Source organism: Paenibacillus sp. sgz302190 (genome assembly GCF_059820445.1).
This window is the reverse complement of the sequence record NZ_JBZYAO010000001.1, coordinates 762,320-784,899: the sequence shown is the minus strand read 5'-3', so window position 1 is coordinate 784,899 and position 22,580 is coordinate 762,320. Positions and strand designations below refer to the sequence as shown.

The following is a 22,580-nucleotide window of genomic DNA, read 5'->3' as shown; positions in this document are numbered from 1 at the left end:
GAATGTATCTATGAAAAAGAAATTTGCATTACTTGTGGCAGCGTCAGCGCTCTTGTCGTCCATATCGACAGCTACGGCTGCGGATACGTCCGCGGTTCCATCGTTGGAAGGGACTAAAGCGACCTTCTATGAAGCAAGCGGAGCGGAAGTGACGGATTACACGAAATCGCAAAATCCTGGGCAAGTGGAAGCCGTTCTGAGCAAAGCGCGTCAAGCGGCGGCGGAAAGCGGTTCAACCCGGATCGCTCAGGGAGCGAGAGGCTTGGCGGCGGACACATCGGCAGTGAATTACGTTTACATTGACGGCAATACCGGATATTTTTATGAGAAGAGCCCTGTTCTTGACAAAGAGAAGGTGTACATCTATGAAGTACAAGCTTCTTCTTCCGAAAATACCGCAGCTGTGAACGCGGCCGCAGCAGCGGTGGCGACGAATCTCCCTGATGGTATCGGCGGGAAGGCTGTTGTAAGCAAAAACGGTTCCTATCTTAATGCAACGGTGACGTTAGCTACGCAAAGTCAGCTTACGGGCGCTCCGTCGGGCGCAACCTACATTTATTCAGGATTCAGTGGCACCGGCCGGAAATATGACGGAACCAATAACAGTTTTCCGGTAGAGGCGGATATGGGGCTGCAGTACAGCAATGCCTACGGTTATGTAAAATGGACGCCTATCTTGGGTTTCTATAATGGCGTCAAGAGCAATGGATCCGTTTTGTCAGGCTATGATAAGGTGCAGTACAAAAACGGATTCAAGGGCGGAACGGACGTAAATCTGACCGCTTATCGGAACTTGAACGGCAATACCAGACTTTCCATAAGCGGGTATGCGGTTTGCCCGGATTCGGCCTGCACGCAGACAGCCGATACTTATTTGACGTCTATACTTGAGGTGGCTAATACGAGCGTTACGAGCGTAAGCAGCTGGAAAATGCTGGCCACGATCGCAGGTTCGGAAAGCGTGACGGGTCACAACTATGCCGAATTTAAAAGTGTGAATGTAGACGGAGCAACTCAAACCCCTACGAAAGCAGCCGAAGATTACGCAACGGTAACGATTTCGGGAAGCACAGTGAAAATTAACGTTTCCAGATAGTAGCGGGAATAAGCTTCGTATAAAGATCGAACAAGCATGGTTAGCCGGCTTGTTCGATTTTTTGTTGTTGCGACGACACAAGGTTCCGGCAGCAAGTCATTAAATTACCAAAAAAAGTAATCATTGCCTTCTTAAATTCATTTTGAATAAAAGGTATCCTTAATTCAAGGATCATGAATCCATTTTACCGGGAGGGAAGAACGTGGAGGCGGTACAAGAGGAAAAGGATCACAGACGGTTTCTGAAACAAACCATTGAACATTACAAGTTAGGGGCCTTTTTTCCCGAAAATCTCGTCTTGCTTGCAAAAACGGATCCCGTTTGCTTCGAATGGCTGAGGCGCACGGAACACGGAACGATCGTATTTTTAATGAGTGCGACGTGTACGGCATGCAAGATGGAACCGGCGATATCCTTTATGGACCTCTATCCCGATTTCGACTACTGTCTTCTTTTCGAAGGAAGCCTGGAGGCCTGTGAAGAGCAGCGCAGCCAACTTGCTCCCAAGGTAGCGATGTATCGATGCGAGACGACTAAATTGCAAGCCCGGCTCAAAGTAAATGTAGTACCATACGTCATTGTGCTTAATAAAGTAGGACAAGCTGTAGGCGCGGATATTTTTCACGATCTTGCTAAATTGCAAAAGGTGGCCTCACCCTTGATCCGTGTTTATCAAAATGGAAAAGTTCAGACATGAAATTGCTAGTTCGAACCGCCCAAACGACATGGGAAGCTTTTACCAAGGTTTACGTATTTAACAAGGCTGTCGTATTGCTGTCGCTTTTTGCTTATGTCGTATCCGCCTTGCAAACGAATTTCAGCGTGTATGTGAGTAAATTCATCGTCGATCAGTTAACGATTAAAAATTTAAGCATGCTGATAGGCGGCATCGTCCTTCTTATATTATTTCAACTGTCCCGCGCCGTATTGGACTCGTACGCTCAACTGAAGAGCCGAAAGATGAGCTTGGAGTTCTCTATGCAGTGTGAAGAGAAACTCATCGATCTGGTGGCCAAGACAGATTTGATCGAAAAGGAGCACCCTAAATTTAGAGGCGATTTCTCTTATTGGTCATACAGCAATAGCAAGTATTACGATACTTACAGTATTGCGATTAGTCTGGTCAAGCAGATCGTCATCGCCGGTTTAAGCATGTTTTACCTGCTTCATTCCTATTGGGTGACCGGGCTGCTCGCTCTTTTGGTCGGAACATGGAGAGGGCTTTACGATCTGCGAGCCGTTCGCAGCCGCGTCGAGATTGATGAGCAGCTAATGAGAAATGCCAGAAGTCACCATTATTACTACGAGCTGCTGACAACCTCCGAGACCCAGAAAGAGATGATGCTGTTTCAATTGTATCCTTATTTCAGGAAATGGTGGGGGATCAAGAAGCGGGAATCGGTGGAACTTCAAATCAAAGTCGACAAGATCAACCATCAGAGGTCTTTTCGGGGCGAGCTTCTTTCGATATTAAACACCGGATTGGTCACCGTAATAACCGCTTATTTGATTTATAAGGGTTCTCTAAGTATCGGGGATTACGTGGCTATTATTATGGCCCTTAATATGACAGAAAGCAATATAAGCTTCATGTTTTCGTCTTTTTCGCGGTTGACGGAATACTGCACGCATATTGAGCGGCTTAAGCTCATTGAGGGCAGGACGCAGGTGGCTGTTAGCGAGGAAAAGCAGATTCAGGCCAGACCGTTTATTTTCGAAAATGAAATTCAGATTCGGAATCTGACCTTTCGATATCCGAACCAGGCTCAACCGGCGCTTGCGGGAATTAATGTGCAAATCAAAAAAGGAGAAGTTGTTGCCATCCTGGGAGAGAACGGGTCGGGCAAATCGACATTGATCAAGCTGCTTCTCGGTCTGTACCGCAGCGATGAAGACGCTATTTTCTATGATGGAGTCAGCCTGAACCGGATCGACCGGTTGCAAATGTGGAAAAAAAGCAGCGCGGTTTTCCAAGATTTTATCCGGTACATGACTCACGTAAGAGATAACATAGCCGCCGGTAACATCGACGAAATTAACAATTCGGAAAAGCTGAATCTGCTGCTGGCCAGAGTGGGCCTGGAGGATACATTTAAGCATGGCTTGGACAATCCGCTTGGCTTTCTGGAAGATGACGCGGTGAATCTGTCGGGCGGGCAGTGGCAAAGACTTGCTCTGTCCCGGGCGTTTGTCCGCGATGATGATGAGCTTGTCGTCTTCGACGAGCCGACCGCTGCGCTTGACCCGCTTAGCGAAGTCCGATTGATGAATGACATTCTCGGCTATTTTAAAGGCAAAACCGTCCTGCTTATTTCCCATCGGGTAGGAGTCGCCCGGAATGCCGACCGGATTATCGTTATGGAGCATGGACGAATCGCCGAATGCGGGGCTCATGACGAACTGCTCTCTCGGCAGGGATTATACAGCGAAATCTGGAATCAGCAAAAGCAATGGTATGTCTAAAACAACATCATTGAGGAGGGAATGCTTGTGTCGACGTTAACGAAACCAACGCGATCTTCCGATAGCGGCTTACCTTTGGGTGCGGCAATGCCTAAACTGCCGGATTATATGCAAGAAATTGAGACGGATATTTGCGCCCAAGCCGGTAAGGTTCGCGTGCTTTTGTTCACATCCGTGCACTGCGTTCATTGTATTGACCTGCTGCCGCACATTCAGACGATGTTCGAGAACTACCCTTCTTTCTCTTTTCACCTGTTCTCTACAGGAGACGAGGAGGATCATCGGAGTATGTCCGAATATTTCGGGTGGAATTTCGGCGTTTATTCCATGGATCAAAGCGATATGGAGGCCTACTTTGAAGTCACGTTCCTGCCTTTTATGATGCTCGTAAATCAATCCGGAGCGGTGGCGGCCAAAGGAGTTATCTATAATGCGGATGATTTTGATCAATTAATGAAGTTTGTCGAGCTTTGAGTCTAAAACGAATTGCTTACGAAAGGAGGTGAAAAAGATGGCTTGCACAAAATGCCCGGATGGAGTTGTACTGGATCAGTCCCCATTGGTTTGTCTTGTAGGAACTTGCACTTATAGCGGAAAAATCTATCCCAAAATCCTGTCGGTAACCAAAACGGTAGGCTGCCCGGATGGAAGCACTGAAGTTTGCCAAATTACTGCCGGCTGCTGCACCTAAGCAAAAACCAAGAGAAGGGGACAGCCCCTTCTCTTTTATCCATTTATGGGGGAGTGAACGGCATTGAACGCCCAATTGATCATTTGCGATCGAATTGCGCATAACGCAGAAATGAAAGGCCACGTTTTGGGAACCGTATTGAACCACCTGACCGTCCCGGCGCTGCCTTATGTCATAGAATTGCACGTTCTGGTCAAACTGTTTGATTTGCCTCGCGAGGCATTTGTCGATACGTCGTTGACGATTACGCATGCTAACGGCGAGGTCATCGGACAAACTCCGGTAAGCGTGCTTCGGAATTACAGGTCGGAAGATCAAGTTCCGGGCGTAGATCAAAATATGACCCTCACGCTGGTTATCACGGAGGCGGGTATTCTTCATATCCGGTGTAAAGTGAACGGAGAAGAGGCCGCTTGGTACCCTCTAACGGTCCGGTTGCAGGAATGCCGAGTCTCCTGAACGATAATGGTTACGACGACGAAATGGGTGATATTTAATGTTTCATTGGTTGGCCTATATGCTGGACATCACGATGTCGATATTATTTTTCATTCCGTTTTACAACAAATTGTTGCGTTTTTCAAGCTTCCGGATTGACATTTACGCCTATGGCGTCCTGCCGGCTTCCCTGATTACATTAGCGGGGATAGGTGTGATGGCAGCGGAATTCGCGCTTTTCCTTTTGTTTGCTGCCGGCCTGCTCGACGGTTGGAAGGAGCTTGCCGCTATACTTCTGCTCGCCGTGTTTGCTTTCTTTTCCTGGCGGAAGACAAAGCTTACCGGCGTCGATGCTTGCTCCTGCTACGGGGAGATCGGTTTCCTTAATCGATCGCCCGTTATCCGGAATTTGGTGCTGATCGTGCTGCTTCTGCCAGGTCTTTTTTTGCGCTCCGATGCGCGTGACCTATACACGATGTTTAACTCGCTTATTTTTGTAATGGCGGCTTCGTTTGCGATCGAGATTTTGCAATCCGTATGGGGCAAAAGGAAAGGGAGGGAGAAGCGTGAGCAATCTGCTAATGCTGTGTAACTTGCTCTGGTTCTTTGTTTGTCTGACCGCCCTGGTCGTCAAAAGAAGAAAAGATAGCCGGGAAATAGCAGCAGAGGTCGATCAAGTAAGGCGGCTGTTCAATGGGCAGGAGGAGATGAGAATCGTGTTTGTCGATTATTCGGATCCGGCGTTTAAGGAAACCGATACCCTGCTGGCCTCGGATACTATCGGGCGATTCATCGTTGTGTTTCGCGCCCCTGCCTGGTTGATTATCACTAAGGAAAAGAAGTGGAAGGGTCATCAGGTTATCGACGCCGAAAAGTTTAATTTCCGGAGAAAAAACACGATCATCGTGACCCGTGAAGGAAAATATGAGGTATATGACGACATCGTCTCTTTTATGAAATTTTCGGCCGCTTATTCATAAGAAGGAGTGAAGTCAGAAAGGTTCGGTTGATCGAAAATTGCTCGGAGCTCATACGGTATAGGCGGGTTTCGTCGGATTTTGTAGATTTTTAATGAGGCGAATAATTAATATCATTAAATAAAAATCCGGGAAATCGACGGAACTTGCAATCGGCTGCATTATAAAATCGCGCCAATGTGCACATACTGGAAAACAGAGGTGATGATGATGCAGGAGAAGCCGTATTTTTGCCCGAACTGCCGTTCCAACCGGGTCAAATTCAGCGTAATTACGAGCTACACGCAATCGTTTGTGAAAGATGCTCTTTCCGGAAGCATCAAGGAGTTCAAGGAGCCGGATGCCATCGCGGAACCGGAGCCTACGATTCAATGCCTGGTGTGCAATTTTGTCGGGAATGAGCTTCGTTTTATTAAACAAGCGGAAAGAGAACCGCGAATGAATACGTCGGCCACGACATTTTATTGAGCGGTGCCGACGAAATTTGGCGGCGGGTTTGGCATCCCGGCCGGTCTGAAGGGCGCATTTTTCCCAATCGGAATATGCGTCTTTTTGCGCGTGCGGTGATAGCATATGTTTTTCACTGTGAAAGGAAACTTCTACTGATTTGCAGAAAAAATTAAGGAAACTGTCGAAAAAAAATGATACAATGGTTAGGGCCTGTGAAGAAGTGTGATACTAGTGGGTGCTGCCAGGGTTTCCTCCTGTGCGGCGCGGAATGGGAATCGCACTTTTCCCCATGTATAGCATGTAAAGAAAGTCCATACTGATAGGAGGATTTTAGGAAATGAATATCCATGAGTACCAAGGCAAAGAAGTCCTGAGACAGTACGGAGTCAGCGTTCCTAAAGGTAAAGTTGCTTTTACCGTTGACGAAGCGGTTGAAGCGGCAAAAGAACTCGGAACGAGCGTAGTTGTCGTAAAGGCGCAAATTCATGCCGGAGGCCGCGGTAAAGCTGGCGGTGTTAAAGTAGCCAAAAACCTCGATGAAGTGCGTACATACGCTAGCGAAATATTAGGAAAAGTGCTCGTCACGCACCAAACCGGTCCGGAAGGCAAGGAAGTTAAGCGCCTTTTGATCGAGCAGGGCTGTGACATTAAAAAAGAATATTATGTCGGCGTCGTCGTTGACCGTGGTACGGGCCGCGTCGTCATGATGGCATCGGAAGAGGGCGGCACGGAGATTGAAGAAGTGGCCGAGCATTCTCCCGAGAAAATTTTCAAAGAAGTGGTCGATCCTGCCATCGGATTGCAAGCGTTCCAGGCGCGTAAATTGGCTTATGCCATCAACATCCCTGCTGAGCTCGTTAACAAAGCGGTTAAATTTATGACAGCATTGTATTCTGCTTTCGTCGACAAAGACTGCTCAATCGCCGAAATCAATCCGCTCGTAGTTACAGGGGACGGAGACGTAATGGCGCTGGATGCGAAGCTGAATTTTGACTCGAACGCGTTGTATCGCCACAAAGATATTCAAGAGCTGCGGGACCTTGCGGAAGAAGACGAAAAAGAAATTCAAGCGTCCAAATTCGACCTGAGCTACATCGCATTGGACGGAAACATCGGCTGCATGGTGAACGGAGCCGGTCTTGCCATGGCTACCATGGACATCATCAAGCACTACGGCGGCGAGCCTGCGAACTTCCTCGATGTAGGGGGCGGCGCTACGAAAGACAAAGTTACGGAAGCTTTCAAAATCATTTTGTCCGACGAGCAGGTTAAAGGGATTTTCGTTAACATTTTCGGCGGCATTATGCGCTGTGACGTTATCGCCGAAGGCGTTGTCGCGGCAGCAAGAGAGCTCGGACTTTCCCGTCCGCTCGTTGTGCGTCTTGAAGGAACGAATGTGGAGCTAGGCAAAAAGATTCTTAACGAGTCCGGCTTGAACATCGTTGCGGCTGATTCCATGGCCGACGGTGCGCAAAAAATCGTTGCACTTGTGAAATAATCGGAACCCGCGCGGTTTCTTAAATCATATATGAGGATGTGAACCATAGATCATGAGTATTTTGGTCAATAAAAATACAAGAGTTATCACTCAAGGGATCACTGGTGCTACGGGCATGTTCCATACCAAAGGCGGGCTGGATTACGGCACGCAAATGGTTGGCGGCGTCACACCGGGCAAAGGCGGCACGAATCTGGATATTACGCTGGAAAACGGCACGACCGTTCAACTGCCTGTTTTCAACACAGTCGCTGAAGCGAAAAAAGCGACGGACGCGAACGCATCCGTTATTTACGTACCGCCTGCATTTGCGGCCGATGCGATCATGGAAGCGGTAGACGCCGATCTTGATCTCGTTATTTGCATCACGGAAGGCATTCCGGTTCTGGACATGGTCAAAGTGAGCCGTTACATGGAAGGCAAAAGAACCGTCCTGATCGGGCCGAACTGCCCAGGCGTTATCACTCCTGGCGAGTGCAAAATCGGCATCATGCCGGGATACATTCACACTCCTGGACACGTCGGCGTCGTTTCCCGCTCCGGAACCCTGACTTACGAAGCGGTGCACCAGCTGACGACCCGTGGAATCGGACAATCCTCCGCAGTCGGTATCGGCGGCGACCCGGTTAAAGGCTCCGAGTTCATCGATATTCTCAAATTGTTCAATGAAGATCCGGACACTTATGCCGTTATCATGATCGGTGAAATCGGCGGAACGGCTGAAGAAGAAGCGGCCGAATGGATCGCAGCCAACATGAAAAAGCCTGTCGTAGGCTTTATTGGCGGCAAAACGGCGCCTCCGGGCAAACGTATGGGTCATGCCGGTGCGATCATTTCCGGCGGCAAAGGAACGGCTTCCGAGAAAGTGGCGACAATGGAGAGATGCGGCATCAAGGTGGCGGCAACTCCATCCGAGATGGGCTCCACTTTGGTAAGCGTCCTCGAAGAAAAAGGCATCCTTGAAAAATGCATCACAAAAAAATAAGTTTTTTTGCGTAAAGGTAAGCAACCTTTCATTTCCCGGACAGGGATTTGAAAGGTTTTTTTCTTTTCCTAAGGCTTTAACATTTGTCAGATGGTCAAGGAGTGATATACTAATGGATAATCGTCTCATTATATTCGGTCTTCACGAGATGGAAGGCGTTGGCTGGCAAACGATTTACAAGCTTTTGAACAGTTTTCCGGAACCCGGGGAATTGTTCGGGCTTTCGGCGGGAGCGATCGCATCGTTCGGCATCAGACGGCAGATCGCCGAACAAATCGCTAAGCAATTTACTCCGATCTTTATCGAACAAAGGCTTCAGATGTATATGAAGCATTCCATTCAATTCATGACCCTGCTGGATGAAGGGTACCCTCCCGCCCTCAAAGAAATCGCCCAACCCCCTTGGATTATTTATTACAAAGGAAACGTCTCTTGCCTGCATCAGCGGCTGCTCGGCATGGTCGGCTCACGCAAGCCGACTCTTTACGGGAGCAAGGTGGCCGTGGAAATGTCCACCGCTTTGTCCAGGGCAGGCTTCGGCATCGTAAGCGGCTTGGCTCGGGGAATCGACAGCCAGGCTCATCAAGGAGCGCTTCTTGGGAAAGCTAAGACAGTGGCGGTGCTCGGCTGCGCCATTAATCAAATATATCCGCGGGAACATGCGCATTTGTACCGCATTATCGAGAAGGAAGGCATTATCGTTTCGGAATATCCCGTCGGCACGCGCATGCATCCGGGCATGTTTCCGCAGCGGAACCGGATCATCGCCGGCTTGTCGCTCGGCGTTATCGTCGTGGAGGCGGCAGCCGACAGCGGTTCGCTCATTACCGCGAATTTTGCGGCGGATGAATCGCGGGACGTTTTTGCCGTCCCGGGGCTGATTACGTCGCATCAAAGCCAGGGCGTGTACGAGTTGCTGCGCACAGGCGCGAGAATAGTCACACGCGTTGAGGATATTATAGAGGATTATCGTTATTTGCTGAGCAGTGCCGAATTAAGGGGGCTGCAGCAGCCTTCGACAAGCATCGAACTGAGCGATGAGGAGCGTAAAATTACTCAATTGCTGTCGAACAGCCCGGTCGGCATTGACGAGCTTTTGGAACGCAGTCAATTTACGTTTGGACATTTGCATGCAGTTCTGTTATCTTTACTATTGAAAAAGGCGATTAAACAGCTTCCTGGATCTTCTTACATATTAGTATAGGCTGCTCAAGAAGCTATTCATCTCGCCAATAGACTATATTCGGAGACCATGAGGGGAGGAAGGACGATCCATGGCGGATTCTTTAGTCATCGTCGAATCACCAGCAAAAGCCAAAACCATCGGTAAATATCTGGGCAGCAAATATATCGTTAAAGCCTCGATGGGTCATATTCGCGACCTTCCGAAAAGCCAAATTGGCGTAGAAGTGGAACGCAACTTTGAGCCCAAATACATTACGATTCGCGGCAAAGGCTCTGTCCTCAAAGAGCTGAAGGATGCCAGTAAAAAGGTTAAAAAAATATATCTCGCGGCTGACCCGGATCGTGAAGGGGAAGCGATTGCATGGCATCTGGCGCATTATTTGGACGTCAGAGCCGATGAAGCGTGCCGTGTCGTATTTAACGAAATTACGAAGGACGCGGTTAAAGACGCATTCAAAACGCCGCGCCGTATCAATCAGGACCTGGTGAACGCGCAGCAGGCAAGACGCATTTTGGACCGTCTCGTCGGTTACAAAATCAGTCCTTTGCTGTGGAAGAAGGTCAAGAAAGGCCTTTCCGCAGGGCGGGTGCAATCCGTAGCCGTCAAGCTGATTATGGACCGCGAGAATGAAATTAAAGCGTTCGAGCCGGAAGAATATTGGTCGATCACGGTCCAACTGGAATCGGGCAAGAGCGTTTTCGAAGCCAAATACCACAGCATCAACGGCGAGAAGAAAGAGCTTCATTCCGAAGACGAAGTTAAACTTGTGTTAGAAGCTATGGGCAGCGGGCTGTTTACCGTTCAGGAGATCAAGGAGAAAGAGCGTCAACGCAATCCGTCCCCGCCTTTTATTACGAGCTCCTTGCAGCAGGAGGCGGCGCGCAAGCTGAATTTCCGGGCTTCCAAAACGATGTCCGTAGCCCAGCAGATTTACGAAGGGATCGATTTGGGAAAGGAAGGCACCGTAGGTTTAATCACTTATATGCGTACCGACTCCACCCGGATCTCGCCTGTAGCGCAGGAAGAAGCGAAAGAGTTCATTTTGGGCAAATACGGGGCTGCTTATTACCCGGAAACGCCTCGCCAATATGTGAGAAAGAATGCCAACGCACAGGACGCTCACGAAGGCATCCGGCCTACATCGGTGATGCGCGAGCCTGAACAAGTGAAGGAGTTCCTGAGCAAAGACCAGTACCGCCTATACAAGCTTGTCTGGGAGCGTTTTGTCGCCAGCCAGATGGCATCGGCCGTGCTGGATACGATGACTGTCGATCTGGCAGCAGGCGAGACCCTATTCCGCGCAGCGGGTTCCAAAATGAAGTTTCCCGGCTTCATGAAAGTGTATGTGGAGAGCAATGACGACGGCACGACCGAAGAGGATAAGCTGTTGCCGCCGCTCACGCAAGGTGATCAGCTGAAACGGCAAAACGTCGATCCGAAGCAGCATTTCACCCAGCCGCCTCCGAGATATACGGAAGCACGCCTCGTTCGGGCGCTTGAAGAGATGGGCATCGGACGTCCGAGTACTTATGCGCCGACGCTGGAGACGATTCAAAAGCGCGGTTACGTCGCCATTGAGGAAAAGAAATTCGTGCCGACCGAGCTGGGCGAGCTAGTTATTCAGCTGATGCAGGAGTTTTTCCCGGAAATACTTGACGTCGAATTTACCGCCCACATGGAAGAAGAGCTTGACTTCGTCGAAGAGGGCAAAGAAGATTGGGTCAAGGTACTGGACTCCTTCTACGCTTCGTTCGAGAAGAGGCTCGAGGTTGCGGAAGAAGAAATGAAGGAAATCGAGATCCAGGACGAAGTTTCCGATGAGCTTTGCGAAAAATGCGGCAAGCCGCTCGTGTATAAAATGGGCCGCTTCGGCAAATTTCTGGCTTGCTCCGGTTTCCCCGACTGCCGCAACACGAAGCCGATCGTCAAAGATATCGGCGTGACGTGCCCGACTTGCCATCAAGGCAAAATCGTTGAGCGCCGCAGCAAAAAAGGCCGCGTCTTTTACGGTTGCGACCGTTATCCGGACTGCGATTTCGTCTCGTGGGATAAACCCGTCAGCAAGCCGTGTCCGCAGTGCGGTTCCATGCTGATTGAAAAAAGAAGCAAGAGCGGCGTTACCCATCAATGCATACAGTGCGATTACAAAGAAGAAGCAAACGAAGAAAACAACGATGAACTGAAGGATTAGAGGTGTGCCGATTTTGTCCGATTTCCCTAGAGTAACCGTTATCGGCGCAGGTCTTGCCGGGAGTGAAGCCGCATGGCAGATCGCTCGTCAAGGCGTGCCCGTCACGTTATATGAAATGAGGCCGGTGCGCAAAACGCCGGCGCATATTACCGATCAATTCGCCGAGCTCGTGTGCAGCAATTCGCTCCGCGCCAACGGTTTGTCCAACGCGGTAGGCGTTCTGAAAGAAGAGATGCGGCGCATGGATTCGCTCATTTTAGCGTGCGCCGACAAGCATGCCGTTCCTGCGGGTGGCGCCTTGGCCGTCGACCGCGACGGCTTTTCGCAGGAAGTGACTTCTACGCTGCGGAACCATCCGCTCATTGAAGTGCGCAATGAGGAGGCGCAAACGCTGCCGGAAGGGATTACGATCGTCGCATCCGGACCGCTGACGTCCCCGTCGCTTTCCGCCGAGCTCAAGGAGCTGATGGGCGAAGAGTATCTCTACTTCTACGACGCCGCGGCGCCTATCGTGGAGAAGGACTCCATCGATATGAGCAAGGTGTATCTGGCATCGCGGTACGATAAAGGCGAAGCGGCTTATCTGAATTGCCCGATGACGGAGGAAGAGTTCGACGTCTTCTACGAGGCGCTGATTACCGCGGAAGTAGCCGAGCTTAAAGAGTTCGAAAAAGAAATTTATTTCGAGGGCTGCATGCCGCTCGAAGTGATGGCTAAGCGAGGCAAGCAAACCGTGCTGTTCGGTCCGATGAAGCCGGTCGGTCTGATTAACCCCCACACCGGCAAAATGCCGCATGCGGTCGTCCAGCTTCGCCAGGATAATGCCGCCGGCACGCTTTACAATCTGGTCGGCTTCCAGACTCATCTAAAGTGGGGCGAGCAAAAACGGGTGCTGTCGCTGATCCCGGGACTGGAGAATGCCGAGTTCGTACGGTATGGCGTTATGCACCGCAATACATTCATCAACTCTCCGAAGCTGCTTGAGCCTACATACCAATTCAAACGCAGAGCGGATCTGTTCTTTGCCGGTCAAATGACGGGCGTTGAGGGCTACGTAGAATCCGCGGCTTCCGGTCTGATCGCAGGCATTAACGCAGGGCGGTTTGCCAAAGGAGAGCAATGCCTCGTTTTCCCGGAGGATACGACCCTCGGCAGCATGGCGAATTACATCACGACCGCGGATTTCAAACATTTCCAACCGATGAATGCCAATTTCGGTCTGCTTCCGCCGCTTTCGCAGCGCATCCGCAACAAAAAGGAAAAGAACGAGATGCTGGCAAACCGCGCATTGGAAAGTATTCAGAATTTTTCACAAATTGAGCGTCAATGAACTTGTAAGTAAAGTTGCGCCTGTGTTACTATTAATATGTTTTTATTGAATAGACCTCTCGAAGCAGCAGCAAAACCACTGTTTTTGGTGCTGTTTCTTATTTGTCGAGAAATCAAGATTCCACTAAAGAGGTGAGACGGATGGATCCGCAGCATGCAGCGTTTCATGCGACAACGATTTTTGCGATTCGTCATCAAGGAAAAGGCGCTATTGCCGGGGACGGTCAGGTCACTTTCGGCAACAGCATGATTATGAAAGGCAGCGCCAAAAAAGTCAGGCGTTTATATAGGGGCAAAGTAGTGGCCGGTTTCGCCGGTTCCGTTGCGGACGCGATTACGCTTTTTGAAAAGTTTGAAGGAAAGCTGGAGGAGCACCACGGCAATTTGCAAAGGGCTGCGGTGGAAATGACCAAGGACTGGCGTCAGGACCGCGTGCTGCGAAGGCTGGAGGCGATGATGATCGTCATGGACGCATCCGGGCTGCTGCTCCTTTCCGGCAACGGCGAGATTATTGAGCCGGACGACGGCATTTTGGCCATCGGTTCGGGGGGAAGCTTCGCATTGGCCGCAGGACGCGCGCTGCACCGTCATGCCGCGCATCTCAGCGCCAAGGAAATCGCTCACGCTGCATTAACTACAGCCGCTGAAATATGCGTGTTTACGAATCATAATATTATAGTAGAAGAGATTGAATAATCCGCTGCATACATTGGTGCATGAACCGCATTCATACCGATGAATACGAAAGTTGGCTTTCCCGCCGGAAAGCTCTTAGGAGGATTCCACATGAAAAACAGTTCCCTGACGCCCAAGCAGATTGTACAGGAGTTGGATCGATATATTGTCGGACAAAAGAAAGCGAAGAAATCCGTAGCCATCGCCCTGAGAAACCGGTATCGGCGAAGTTTGCTGGAGGAATCGCTGCGCGATGAAATCGTGCCGAAAAATATTTTGATGATCGGTCCTACCGGCGTCGGCAAAACGGAAATTGCCCGGAGATTGGCCAAACTTGTCGGAGCTCCGTTCATAAAGGTTGAAGCGACGAAGTTTACCGAGGTCGGTTATGTCGGCCGTGATGTGGAATCGATGGTGCGCGACCTTGTTGAAACCGCGATTCGAATGGTGAAGGCCGAACGTACGGAGAAGGTGAAAGACCGCGCGGAAAAATTGGCTAACGAACGCATCGTCCAGTTGCTTGCGCCCAGCCCCGCTCGCGCCAAGACGCAGCGCAATCCGCTGGAGATGCTGTTCGGCGGCCAGAACCAGGAGAATCAAGAGGAAGCGGCTCCTGCCGATCCTTCCCTGGCTTCGCGCAGAGCGCAAATCGCCGAGCAATTAGCCTCGGGTCAATTGGAGCAGGAAACGATCGAGATCGAAGTGGAGGACAGCTCTCCGACGATGCTGGATATGCTTTCCGGGCAAGGAAACGAGCAAATGGGCATGAACATGCAGGAGATGTTCGGCAGCCTCATGCCGAAGCGAACGAAAAAGCGCAAGCTGTCCGTCAAGGAAGCACGTAAAATTTTGACGCAGGAAGAAGCGCAGCGCCTGATCGATATGGACGAAGTCATTCAGGAATCGATCGGCCGCGCGGAGCAGTCGGGCATTATTTTTATAGACGAGATCGATAAAATTGCAAGCAGCAGCCGCGGCGGAGGCCCGGATGTTTCCAGAGAAGGCGTGCAGCGGGATATTTTGCCGATCGTGGAAGGTTCGACTGTCGTAACCAAATACGGTCCCGTCAAAACGGACTACGTCCTGTTCATCGGCGCCGGAGCGTTTCACATCGCCAAGCCGTCGGATCTCATCCCGGAGCTGCAGGGGCGGTTCCCGATCCGCGTAGAGCTGAGCAACTTGACGCTGGACGACTTCGTTTCCATTTTGAAAGAGCCGAAAAATGCGCTTACCAAACAATATACGGCGCTGCTGCAAACCGAAGGCATCGAGGTGGATTTTTCGGATGAAGCCGTCCGGGAAATTGCCCAGATCGCCGTTGAAGTGAACCAGAACACGGAAAATATCGGGGCGCGCAGATTGCATACGATCCTGGAGAAGCTGCTGGAGGATTTATCGTTTGAAGCTCCCGAAATTACTTTGGAGCGCATCGAGATCACGCCGGAATATGTGCGGGACAAATTGAGCGACATTGTGCAAAATCGCGATTTAAGCCAATATATTTTATAAGATAGCGCCGTCACATTAGTAGGAGGAAGCAAGATGACTTTATTAAACAAGACAAGAAGTCTGAACCGGCTGCTGCAAAAGGAAGCGGGCAATGCGGTCAGCTTTATGGATATGGCTGACGTATTGCGGGATATCGTCAGCGCCAACATTTTTGTCATCAGCCGGAAGGGCAAAATTCTTGGCTATGCGTTAAGGCTTGATTCCGGGCCATCCGAAATGGATCAAACGATTTTGTCGGAGCGCCGGTTCGGATCGGAGTTTAACAGCCTTCTTTTGAAAATCGATGAAACCTCTTCCAATATCGGTCCAGACACCCCATACTCGAAGCAGATGGTTTCGATTTTCCGGTATGCATACACGACAATAGTCCCAATTATTGGCGGGGGGGACCGATTGGGGACGTTGGTGCTCACGCGCAACGATGCCGCATTTGTGGATGATGATTTGATTTTGGCAGAATATGGTTCAACCGTCGTAGCAATGGAAATTTTACGGGAACGCGCTGAAGAGATTGAGGAGGAAGCAAGGAGCAAGGCGGTTGTGCAGGTAGCAATCGGATCGTTGTCTTTCAGTGAATTGGAGGCCGTTGAGCATATTTTCGAGGAGTTAGAAGGCAGAGAAGGGCTTTTGGTTGCCAGCAAAATTGCCGACCGGGTTGGCATCACACGTTCCGTTATTGTCAATGCGCTCCGCAAACTGGAAAGCGCCGGAGTCATTGAGACGCGTTCCCTTGGCATGAAAGGCACATACATTCGCATTTTGAATGACCAGTTGATACAAAGTATCGAACAGTTGAAAACAAAGCTGTAGCTTGAAAAGTGTGAGTTTTTTCACAGAACTACGGCATAAATACGAAAGTCCTGTCTTTTGAAAAAAGATAGGGCTTTTTTCTTATTGTAAGTTAGGTCATTATCTTCCATCATTAGAACTGTGATAACCAATTTTACATATTTCTACATTGAGGTTCTGCTTCGAATAAAGCAATGCAGGATAATGTCGATTTAAGAAGGAATCAATGTTTCACTTGTTGAATAAGAACAAAAACATTCTAGTGAAAGTGGGTATTAAGGATGTCTTTCTTGGATAAGCCAAGCTGGAATCTGATGGAGAGAACTCTGGATTCTTCAGCGCTTCGACAGAAAGTGATAGCAAATAATGTCGCAAATGTCGACACGCCGTTTTTCAAGCGATCCGACGTCGTTTTCGAGGAAATACTGGAAGGTCAAATGAGTCCCGCTACCCCCCCTATAGAAGGATATCGGACAGATAGGAGACATTTTTTTATAGGTAAATCGACCAATGGGATAACTCCGGAAATAAAAGTCGACGAAACGACAGCGATCAACAACAATATGAACAACGTCGACATGGATTATGAAATGTCACTGATGGCAAAAAACCAGCTTAAATATAATACGTTGATTCAGCAAATGAACAGCGAGTTCAAAAAAATGCGAACCGTACTGGGGGGAAGATAATAAACGATGAGACTGACAAACGGATTTGACATTAGTTCGTCTGCACTTACTGCACAGCGATTGCGGATGGATGTTATTTCTTCCAACATCGCCAACGCCGATACGACCCGCGCTAAAATGGTCAACGGCAAATGGGTCCCGTATCAAAGGAAGCTGGTATCCTTTGAAACGAAACCGCAGCCGACATTCGCGCAAACGCTGAATTCAGCTATGGCTGACGGAACAGGCGAAGGGGTCCGGGCCAACAAAATTTTTGATGATACGTCGCCGCTCAAGCAAGTATATAATCCGACCCATCCCGATGCGGACGAGAACGGATTCGTCTACATGCCTAACGTAGATGTGCTGAAAGAGATGGTCGACATGATTTCGGCAACGAGATCTTATGAGGCTAACGTCACAGCGCTGAATGCCAGCAAATCGATGATTACGAAAGCTTTGGAAATCGGTAGATAATTCAGAATAGGGAGGAAACGGCTTCATGATCGACAAAATTAGTTACAGTCCGATGAATGTTATGAGCACTGTTCAGCCGAAAGACCGTTCGGGCGAAGGTGCGGCGGACTTGGGAAAGCAGTTTGGAACGTTCCTGAACGATGCGATTACAAACCTGAACAATCAGCAGCAGCAAGTCGACCAATTGAACCAAAGCTTCATTAAAGGCGAACTTTCGGATGTGCATCAATTGACGATAGCTTCAGAGAAAGCGTCTCTGGGACTGGAACTTACGGTTCAAGTGAGAAATAAGATTCTTGAATCGTATCAGGAAGTTATGAGGATGCAGTTGTAATACATATACGACTAAAAGTTGAAAAATGAAACCAAGTTTCAATGAGGTGAGAAAGTGAACGAGAACCTGCTCCAGTATTGGGACAAAGTCAAACAATATTGGAATCGATACAGTAGAACGACGAAAATCACTTTCATAGCCACGGTTTTCCTTCTAGTTCTTACTGCGGCAATAATTAGCTATAACTTATCCAAAACCGAATACTCGTTAGCTTTTACAGACTTGCAGCCCAGCGATGCAGCTTCCATAAAAGGCTACCTGGATACGGCCAAGATCCCTTACAACCTTAGCGCTGACGGCAAAAGCATCGAAGTGCCGAGCAATCAGGTGGCTAACGTGAAGCTTGCAGTCGAGTCGCAAGGGCTGAACAAGAACGGTTCGTTAGGATTCGGCTCATTCAGCCAAAACAGTTCTTTCGGCATTACGGACAACGAATTCAAAGTCAAGTACATAAACGCAGTGCAAGGCGAACTGCAGCAGCTGATTAACTCGAATCAAGCGATCAGCAGTTCCAAAGTATTGATTTCCCTTCCTGAGGAAGGACCGTTTTTGCAGCAGCAGCAAGAAAAGGCATCCGCCTCCGTCGTGCTGCAGATCAAACCGGGATACAGGCTTGATCAGGCCAAAGTGGATACGATCTACAACCTGGTCTCGCACAGTGTGAAAAATTTGCCGCTGGAAAACATAACGATTTCCGATCAATACGGCGAAAGCCTGGTTTCTTCCAAACTCGGCGGGCAATCGTCGGCCAGCTTGGTTGCGAACCAGTTCGATATCAATAATCAATTCCGCAACGATTTGCAAAAAAACATTAGCAGCATGCTAGGCCGGATGCTCGGTCAAGACAAAGTCATCGTCAGCGTGTTCTCGACGATGAACTTCGATCAGAAGAAAAGCCAAGAGAAGCTTGTAACGGCTCCGAATCAAGTGGACCAAAAAGGTTTGGAAATTTCGTTGCAGGAAGCATCCAAATCGTATCAAAGCGATGGAGCTGCGCAAAACGGAGGAGTCCCGGGAACAGGGACAACCGATGTGCCCGGCTACCCTGGAAGTTCCGGTGCCGGCAAATCTACTTCCGAAGAAAACAGCAAGACTGTAAATTACGAAGTGAACCGGATTACCAACGATATCGTTTCGTCTCCTTATGTTGTCAAAGATTTGAGCATTAACGTAGGCATCGAGCCTCCGGTTAAGGATGATCCGAAGTCTTTGACGCAGGAAACGAAGGATGCCATCCAGGATGCTTTGGTGAATATTGTCAGAGCTGCGCTGGCTGATAATAAAATTACTTATACTGACGTTGAATTGAAAAATAAAGTTAAAATTATTCCACATTCTTTTGTAACACAAGCCGATACGGCCGCATCCAAAACAACAACTTACCTGACTTACGGCGGTTTGGCTCTTGCCGCTTTAGCGTTAGGGCTTGTTGCCGGACTTATTATCAGAAAGCGTAGGAAAGCAGCTCAGCTGGAGGAAGAACTAGCTATGCCGGCGGCGACGAAAGCGGAGCTTCCTACAGTCGATTTAGAAACTGTATCTAATGATAGTCAAGTGCGCAAACAATTGGAAACTCTTGCGAAAAAGCGACCGGAGGATTTCGTCAATCTGTTGCGTACTTGGTTAGCAGACGAATAGAGGTGCACTTTTTTGGCGAGAACAGCTCTGCAAGGGTTAACGGGAAGACAAAAGGCCGCTATTCTTTTGATCAGTCTAGGCCCTGAAGTTTCTGCTCAAATCTTCAAACACTTGCGGGAAGAAGAAATTGAACAGTTAACACTGGAAATTGCAAACGTTAGAAAAGTGGATTCGCTCGAAAAAGAATCCATTTTGGCGGAATTTCATCAAATTTGCTTAGCGCAGGAGTTTATCTCTCAGGGCGGTATCGCTTACGCTAAGGATATTTTGGAGAAGGCGCTCGGTTCTCAAAAGGCGCTGGATATTATTAATCGTTTGACCGCCACGCTGCAGGTTCGGCCGTTCGATTTCGCTCGCAAGGCGGAACCGGCACAAATTCTCAATTTTATTCAAAATGAGAATTCACAAACGATTGCGCTCGTTCTTTCGTATTTGGAAGCCGATCAAGCTTCAATTATTTTATCGTCGCTTCCCCAAGAGAAGCAGGCCGATGTTGCTAAACGGATCGCGTTAATGGACAGCACTTCTCCTGAAGTTATCAGTCAGGTGGAGCGCGTGCTTGAACAAAAGCTTTCATCTACTGTGACCCAGGATTACACAAATGCAGGCGGTATCGCATCGATCGTTCAGATTCTGAACGGCGTCGACCGCGGAACGGAGCGTACGATTCTCGACTCTCTGGAGATTCAAGATCCCGAGCTTGCGGAAGAGATCAAAAAGCGGATGTTCGTCTTCGAGGATATCGTCAATATCGACAACCGTTCGATCCAAAGAATTATCCGCGATATCGAAAATTCAGACATGCAGCTTGCGCTTAAAGTGGCGAGCGAAGAAGTTCGCGACGCCTTGTTCAAAAACATGTCCAAACGTATGGCCGAGACATTCAAAGAAGAAATGGAATATATGGGTCCAGTGCGTTTGCGCGATGTTGAAGAAGCTCAAACGCGAATTGTCGCCACGATTCGCCGCCTAGAAGAATCCGGTGAAATTATCATCGCTCGCGGCGGAGGAGATGATATTATTGTCTAATGTCATTAAATCTTTTGCATACGTGTCTTTAGATGATAAAAAGCAGTTGGAAGTGATCACTCCCGTTCAATTGCTGCGCGCCGGTCTGCTTGATGACGAAGAATCGGCCAAACAGCAACTGACACCGGAACAACTGCAGGAGCTTCATGACGCTAATAGCATGAAAAACCAAATCATCCAGGATGCCGAGACTTTCGCCGAAGAACAAATTCAGTTGGCGATGCAGGAATGCGCTGCGCTCCGCGAACAAGTTAACGCTGAAATTAATTCATGGTGGTCGGAACGCAGGGCCCAGGATGAAGCGCATGTGGCTGAAGCTCAGCAGGCCGGATTCGAGGCCGGTTACCAGCAAGGCGTCATGCAGGCCGAAGAAGCGCTTCGTCAGGAGTATACCGGAATGCTGGCGGATGCACGTTCCATTTTGGAGCAAGCCTATACGCTAAAACAGCAGATCATTCAGGAATCGGAGCCGTTCTTGATCGAGCTCAGCACATCGATCGCCGAGAAGGTGATCGCCCGGCAGTTGAGCATGGAGCCGCAATGGAGCGTAGATCTGATCCGAAAAGTATTGTCGCGCAGACGGGAAAAAGGCATTATCACGCTTTGTGTCTCACCGTCACAATTTGCCTACATTCAGGAGGCGCGCGAAGAGCTGCTGACATCCATTGATTCGCAGGCCGAGTTGGAAATTATTCCTGATTCTACGGTTCAGGATCACGGCTGCGTCATACGTTCTTCATTCGGCAGCATCGACGCCAGAATCGATACACAGCTTAAAGAAATTAAGACGGCCCTGCAGGAAATGGCCATTCGCAGCGAGGGATCGGATTCATGAGCTACAGTATACCTTCTGCCGCCAAATACATAGAACATTTGCCCCAAATCGATCCGATTCGCGTGAACGGCAAAGTTACGCAAGTGATCGGCCTTACCGTTGAGTCGGAAGGTCCGGATGTCAGCATCGGCGATCTTTGCTACATCTATCCTTTGAAATCCAACAAGCCGCTCAAAGCGGAAGTGGTCGGATTTCGCAGCAATAAAGTGATACTGATGCCGCTGGGCGAGCTGGATGCCATCGGTCCGGGCTGCGATGTTGTCGGCACCGGCAAGCCGCTTACCATACAGGTCGGCCATGAACTGCTGGGCAAAGTGCTGGACGGATTGGGACAGCCGCTGGACGGTTCGTTTTTGCCGTCGAGAATGACCCAGTACTCGACGAACAACGCGCCGAGCAACCCGTTGATTCGCCCGCGCGTATTGAATCCGATCAGCGTCGGAGTGCGCTGCATCGACGGATTGTTGACGATCGGCAAAGGGCAGCGCGTCGGTATTTTCGCCGGCTCCGGCGTCGGCAAGAGCACGCTGATGGGCATGATTGCCCGCAACACCTCTGCCGATGTGAACGTCATCGCGCTTATAGGCGAGCGGGGCCGCGAGGTGCTCGATTTTATCGAAAGAGACTTAGGTCCGGAAGGGCTCGCCCGTTCGGTAGTCATCGTAGCGACGTCCGACCAGCCGGCATTGATCCGGATCAAAGGGGCGATGATCGCCACCAGCATTGCCGAATATTTTCGCGATCGCGGTCTTAATGTCATGATGATGATGGACTCCGTCACCCGCTTTGCGATGGCGCAAAGGGAGGTTGGACTGGCCGTCGGCGAACCGCCTGCGACCCGCGGTTATACGCCTTCCGTCTTTGCGATGCTTCCCCGCTTGCTGGAACGTTCGGGAACGGGGCCCAAAGGCTCGATCACCGCATTTTATACGGTGCTGGTAGACGGCGACGACATGAATGAGCCGATCGCGGACGCAGTTCGCGGTATTTTGGACGGCCACATCGTGTTGAACCGCAGCATCGCGAACAAGGGCCATTATCCGGCTATCGATGTGTTATCAAGCGTAAGCCGCGTCATGAAAGAAATCGTACCGCAGGAACATATGGAAGCGGCTGACCAGTTGAAGCGTCTTCTTTCCATTTATAAAGATTCGGAAGACCTCATTAATATCGGGGCGTACCAGAAAGGTTCCAACCCGGATATTGACATCGCGATCGATAATATTCAAACGATATGGGATTTTACGAAACAAAAAACGTCAGAAAAGCTTACATTTGACGAAGCGCAGCAGCGATTGATTCAAGAATTTTACAAGGGATGA

Annotated in this window: 23 protein-coding genes; all 23 read left to right on the top strand. The window is 49.5% G+C overall.

What is annotated here, in order from left to right:
• Nucleotides 1-10: 10 nt before the first annotated feature.
• A complete protein-coding gene (locus tag AC6RNO_RS03430; RefSeq protein WP_497104596.1) occupies nucleotides 11-1,096 on the top strand; it encodes a YrpD family protein in 1,086 nt (361 codons plus the stop codon).
• A gap of 202 nt (nucleotides 1,097-1,298) precedes the next feature.
• The gene (locus AC6RNO_RS03425; RefSeq protein ID WP_497104594.1) at nucleotides 1,299-1,793 is read left to right on the top strand and encodes a hypothetical protein; all 495 of its coding nucleotides are present in this window, start codon (nucleotides 1,299-1,301) and stop codon (nucleotides 1,791-1,793) included.
• On the top strand, nucleotides 1,790-3,559 hold the full coding sequence (locus tag AC6RNO_RS03420; protein ID WP_497104592.1) for an ATP-binding cassette domain-containing protein: 1,770 nt from the start codon (nucleotides 1,790-1,792) through the stop codon (nucleotides 3,557-3,559). The genes AC6RNO_RS03425 and AC6RNO_RS03420 overlap by 4 nt, the downstream gene beginning before the upstream one ends.
• 27 nt (nucleotides 3,560-3,586) lie before the next feature.
• On the top strand, nucleotides 3,587-4,033 hold the full coding sequence (locus tag AC6RNO_RS03415) for a TlpA family protein disulfide reductase (RefSeq protein WP_488438613.1): 447 nt from the start codon (nucleotides 3,587-3,589) through the stop codon (nucleotides 4,031-4,033).
• A gap of 280 nt (nucleotides 4,034-4,313) precedes the next feature.
• A complete protein-coding gene (locus AC6RNO_RS03410; protein ID WP_488438614.1) occupies nucleotides 4,314-4,709 on the top strand; it encodes a DUF6941 family protein in 396 nt (131 codons plus the stop codon).
• Between the two features lie 37 nt (nucleotides 4,710-4,746).
• Complete coding sequence (locus AC6RNO_RS03405; RefSeq protein ID WP_497104590.1) at nucleotides 4,747-5,280, top strand: MauE/DoxX family redox-associated membrane protein; 534 nt, start codon at nucleotides 4,747-4,749, stop codon at nucleotides 5,278-5,280.
• The gene (locus AC6RNO_RS03400; protein ID WP_497104588.1) at nucleotides 5,255-5,668 is read left to right on the top strand and encodes a hypothetical protein; all 414 of its coding nucleotides are present in this window, start codon (nucleotides 5,255-5,257) and stop codon (nucleotides 5,666-5,668) included. The genes AC6RNO_RS03405 and AC6RNO_RS03400 overlap by 26 nt, the downstream gene beginning before the upstream one ends.
• Before the next feature lie 201 nt (nucleotides 5,669-5,869).
• Nucleotides 5,870-6,133 (top strand): hypothetical protein, encoded by a 264-nt coding sequence (locus tag AC6RNO_RS03395; RefSeq protein ID WP_474683266.1) that lies wholly within the window; start codon nucleotides 5,870-5,872, stop codon nucleotides 6,131-6,133.
• Between the two features lie 319 nt (nucleotides 6,134-6,452).
• A complete protein-coding gene (gene sucC / locus AC6RNO_RS03390; protein ID WP_474683243.1) occupies nucleotides 6,453-7,613 on the top strand; it encodes an ADP-forming succinate--CoA ligase subunit beta in 1,161 nt (386 codons plus the stop codon).
• A gap of 52 nt (nucleotides 7,614-7,665) precedes the next feature.
• The gene (gene sucD, locus AC6RNO_RS03385) at nucleotides 7,666-8,598 is read left to right on the top strand and encodes a succinate--CoA ligase subunit alpha (protein ID WP_474683242.1); all 933 of its coding nucleotides are present in this window, start codon (nucleotides 7,666-7,668) and stop codon (nucleotides 8,596-8,598) included.
• A gap of 112 nt (nucleotides 8,599-8,710) precedes the next feature.
• Nucleotides 8,711-9,802 (top strand): DNA-processing protein DprA, encoded by a 1,092-nt coding sequence (gene dprA / locus AC6RNO_RS03380; RefSeq protein ID WP_497104585.1) that lies wholly within the window; start codon nucleotides 8,711-8,713, stop codon nucleotides 9,800-9,802.
• A 70-nt stretch (nucleotides 9,803-9,872) separates the two neighbouring features.
• The gene (gene topA, locus AC6RNO_RS03375) at nucleotides 9,873-11,975 is read left to right on the top strand and encodes a type I DNA topoisomerase (protein ID WP_474683240.1); all 2,103 of its coding nucleotides are present in this window, start codon (nucleotides 9,873-9,875) and stop codon (nucleotides 11,973-11,975) included.
• Nucleotides 11,976-11,988: 13 nt separating this feature from the next.
• Entirely contained in the window at nucleotides 11,989-13,305 is a 1,317-nt protein-coding gene (gene trmFO / locus AC6RNO_RS03370) for an FADH(2)-oxidizing methylenetetrahydrofolate--tRNA-(uracil(54)-C(5))-methyltransferase TrmFO (protein WP_497104583.1), read from the top strand.
• A gap of 140 nt (nucleotides 13,306-13,445) precedes the next feature.
• Entirely contained in the window at nucleotides 13,446-14,000 is a 555-nt protein-coding gene (gene hslV / locus AC6RNO_RS03365; RefSeq protein WP_474683238.1) for an ATP-dependent protease subunit HslV, read from the top strand.
• 90 nt (nucleotides 14,001-14,090) lie between these two features.
• Nucleotides 14,091-15,488: an ATP-dependent protease ATPase subunit HslU gene (hslU, locus tag AC6RNO_RS03360; RefSeq protein ID WP_474683237.1), complete on the top strand. Its 1,398-nt coding sequence runs from the start codon at nucleotides 14,091-14,093 to the stop codon at nucleotides 15,486-15,488.
• 33 nt (nucleotides 15,489-15,521) lie between these two features.
• Entirely contained in the window at nucleotides 15,522-16,298 is a 777-nt protein-coding gene (gene codY, locus AC6RNO_RS03355; protein WP_474683236.1) for a GTP-sensing pleiotropic transcriptional regulator CodY, read from the top strand.
• Nucleotides 16,299-16,558: 260 nt separating this feature from the next.
• Complete coding sequence (gene flgB / locus AC6RNO_RS03350) at nucleotides 16,559-16,966, top strand: flagellar basal body rod protein FlgB (protein WP_474683235.1); 408 nt, start codon at nucleotides 16,559-16,561, stop codon at nucleotides 16,964-16,966.
• A gap of 6 nt (nucleotides 16,967-16,972) precedes the next feature.
• Complete coding sequence (gene flgC / locus AC6RNO_RS03345; protein ID WP_474683234.1) at nucleotides 16,973-17,422, top strand: flagellar basal body rod protein FlgC; 450 nt, start codon at nucleotides 16,973-16,975, stop codon at nucleotides 17,420-17,422.
• A gap of 25 nt (nucleotides 17,423-17,447) precedes the next feature.
• Nucleotides 17,448-17,756, top strand: coding sequence for a flagellar hook-basal body complex protein FliE (gene fliE, locus AC6RNO_RS03340; RefSeq protein ID WP_474683233.1), 309 nt, complete (start codon nucleotides 17,448-17,450; stop codon nucleotides 17,754-17,756).
• 54 nt (nucleotides 17,757-17,810) lie between these two features.
• Nucleotides 17,811-19,394, top strand: coding sequence for a flagellar basal-body MS-ring/collar protein FliF (gene fliF, locus AC6RNO_RS03335; RefSeq protein WP_474683232.1), 1,584 nt, complete (start codon nucleotides 17,811-17,813; stop codon nucleotides 19,392-19,394).
• A 12-nt stretch (nucleotides 19,395-19,406) separates the two neighbouring features.
• A complete protein-coding gene (fliG, locus tag AC6RNO_RS03330; RefSeq protein ID WP_474683231.1) occupies nucleotides 19,407-20,423 on the top strand; it encodes a flagellar motor switch protein FliG in 1,017 nt (338 codons plus the stop codon).
• A complete protein-coding gene (locus AC6RNO_RS03325; RefSeq protein ID WP_497104578.1) occupies nucleotides 20,416-21,258 on the top strand; it encodes a FliH/SctL family protein in 843 nt (280 codons plus the stop codon). The genes fliG and AC6RNO_RS03325 overlap by 8 nt, the downstream gene beginning before the upstream one ends.
• A complete protein-coding gene (gene fliI / locus AC6RNO_RS03320; protein WP_497104576.1) occupies nucleotides 21,255-22,580 on the top strand; it encodes a flagellar protein export ATPase FliI in 1,326 nt (441 codons plus the stop codon). The genes AC6RNO_RS03325 and fliI overlap by 4 nt, the downstream gene beginning before the upstream one ends.

Bases quoted from the DNA above. Each gene is read 5' to 3' on its own strand.
- fliI (WP_497104576.1), top strand. From the start codon at position 21,255: ATGAGCTACAGTATACCTTCTGCCGCCAAATACATAGAACATTTGCCC.
- AC6RNO_RS03405 (WP_497104590.1), top strand. From the start codon at position 4,747: ATGTTTCATTGGTTGGCCTATATGCTGGACATCACGATGTCGATATTA.
- codY (WP_474683236.1), top strand. From the start codon at position 15,522: ATGACTTTATTAAACAAGACAAGAAGTCTGAACCGGCTGCTGCAAAAG.
- flgC (WP_474683234.1), top strand. From the start codon at position 16,973: ATGAGACTGACAAACGGATTTGACATTAGTTCGTCTGCACTTACTGCA.
- sucC (WP_474683243.1), top strand. From the start codon at position 6,453: ATGAATATCCATGAGTACCAAGGCAAAGAAGTCCTGAGACAGTACGGA.
- topA (WP_474683240.1), top strand. From the start codon at position 9,873: ATGGCGGATTCTTTAGTCATCGTCGAATCACCAGCAAAAGCCAAAACC.
- AC6RNO_RS03395 (WP_474683266.1), top strand. From the start codon at position 5,870: ATGATGATGCAGGAGAAGCCGTATTTTTGCCCGAACTGCCGTTCCAAC.
- flgB (WP_474683235.1), top strand. From the start codon at position 16,559: ATGTCTTTCTTGGATAAGCCAAGCTGGAATCTGATGGAGAGAACTCTG.
- hslV (WP_474683238.1), top strand. From the start codon at position 13,446: ATGGATCCGCAGCATGCAGCGTTTCATGCGACAACGATTTTTGCGATT.
- dprA (WP_497104585.1), top strand. From the start codon at position 8,711: ATGGATAATCGTCTCATTATATTCGGTCTTCACGAGATGGAAGGCGTT.
- AC6RNO_RS03420 (WP_497104592.1), top strand. From the start codon at position 1,790: ATGAAATTGCTAGTTCGAACCGCCCAAACGACATGGGAAGCTTTTACC.
- AC6RNO_RS03430 (WP_497104596.1), top strand. From the start codon at position 11: ATGAAAAAGAAATTTGCATTACTTGTGGCAGCGTCAGCGCTCTTGTCG.
- hslU (WP_474683237.1), top strand. From the start codon at position 14,091: ATGAAAAACAGTTCCCTGACGCCCAAGCAGATTGTACAGGAGTTGGAT.
- fliE (WP_474683233.1), top strand. From the start codon at position 17,448: ATGATCGACAAAATTAGTTACAGTCCGATGAATGTTATGAGCACTGTT.
- sucD (WP_474683242.1), top strand. From the start codon at position 7,666: ATGAGTATTTTGGTCAATAAAAATACAAGAGTTATCACTCAAGGGATC.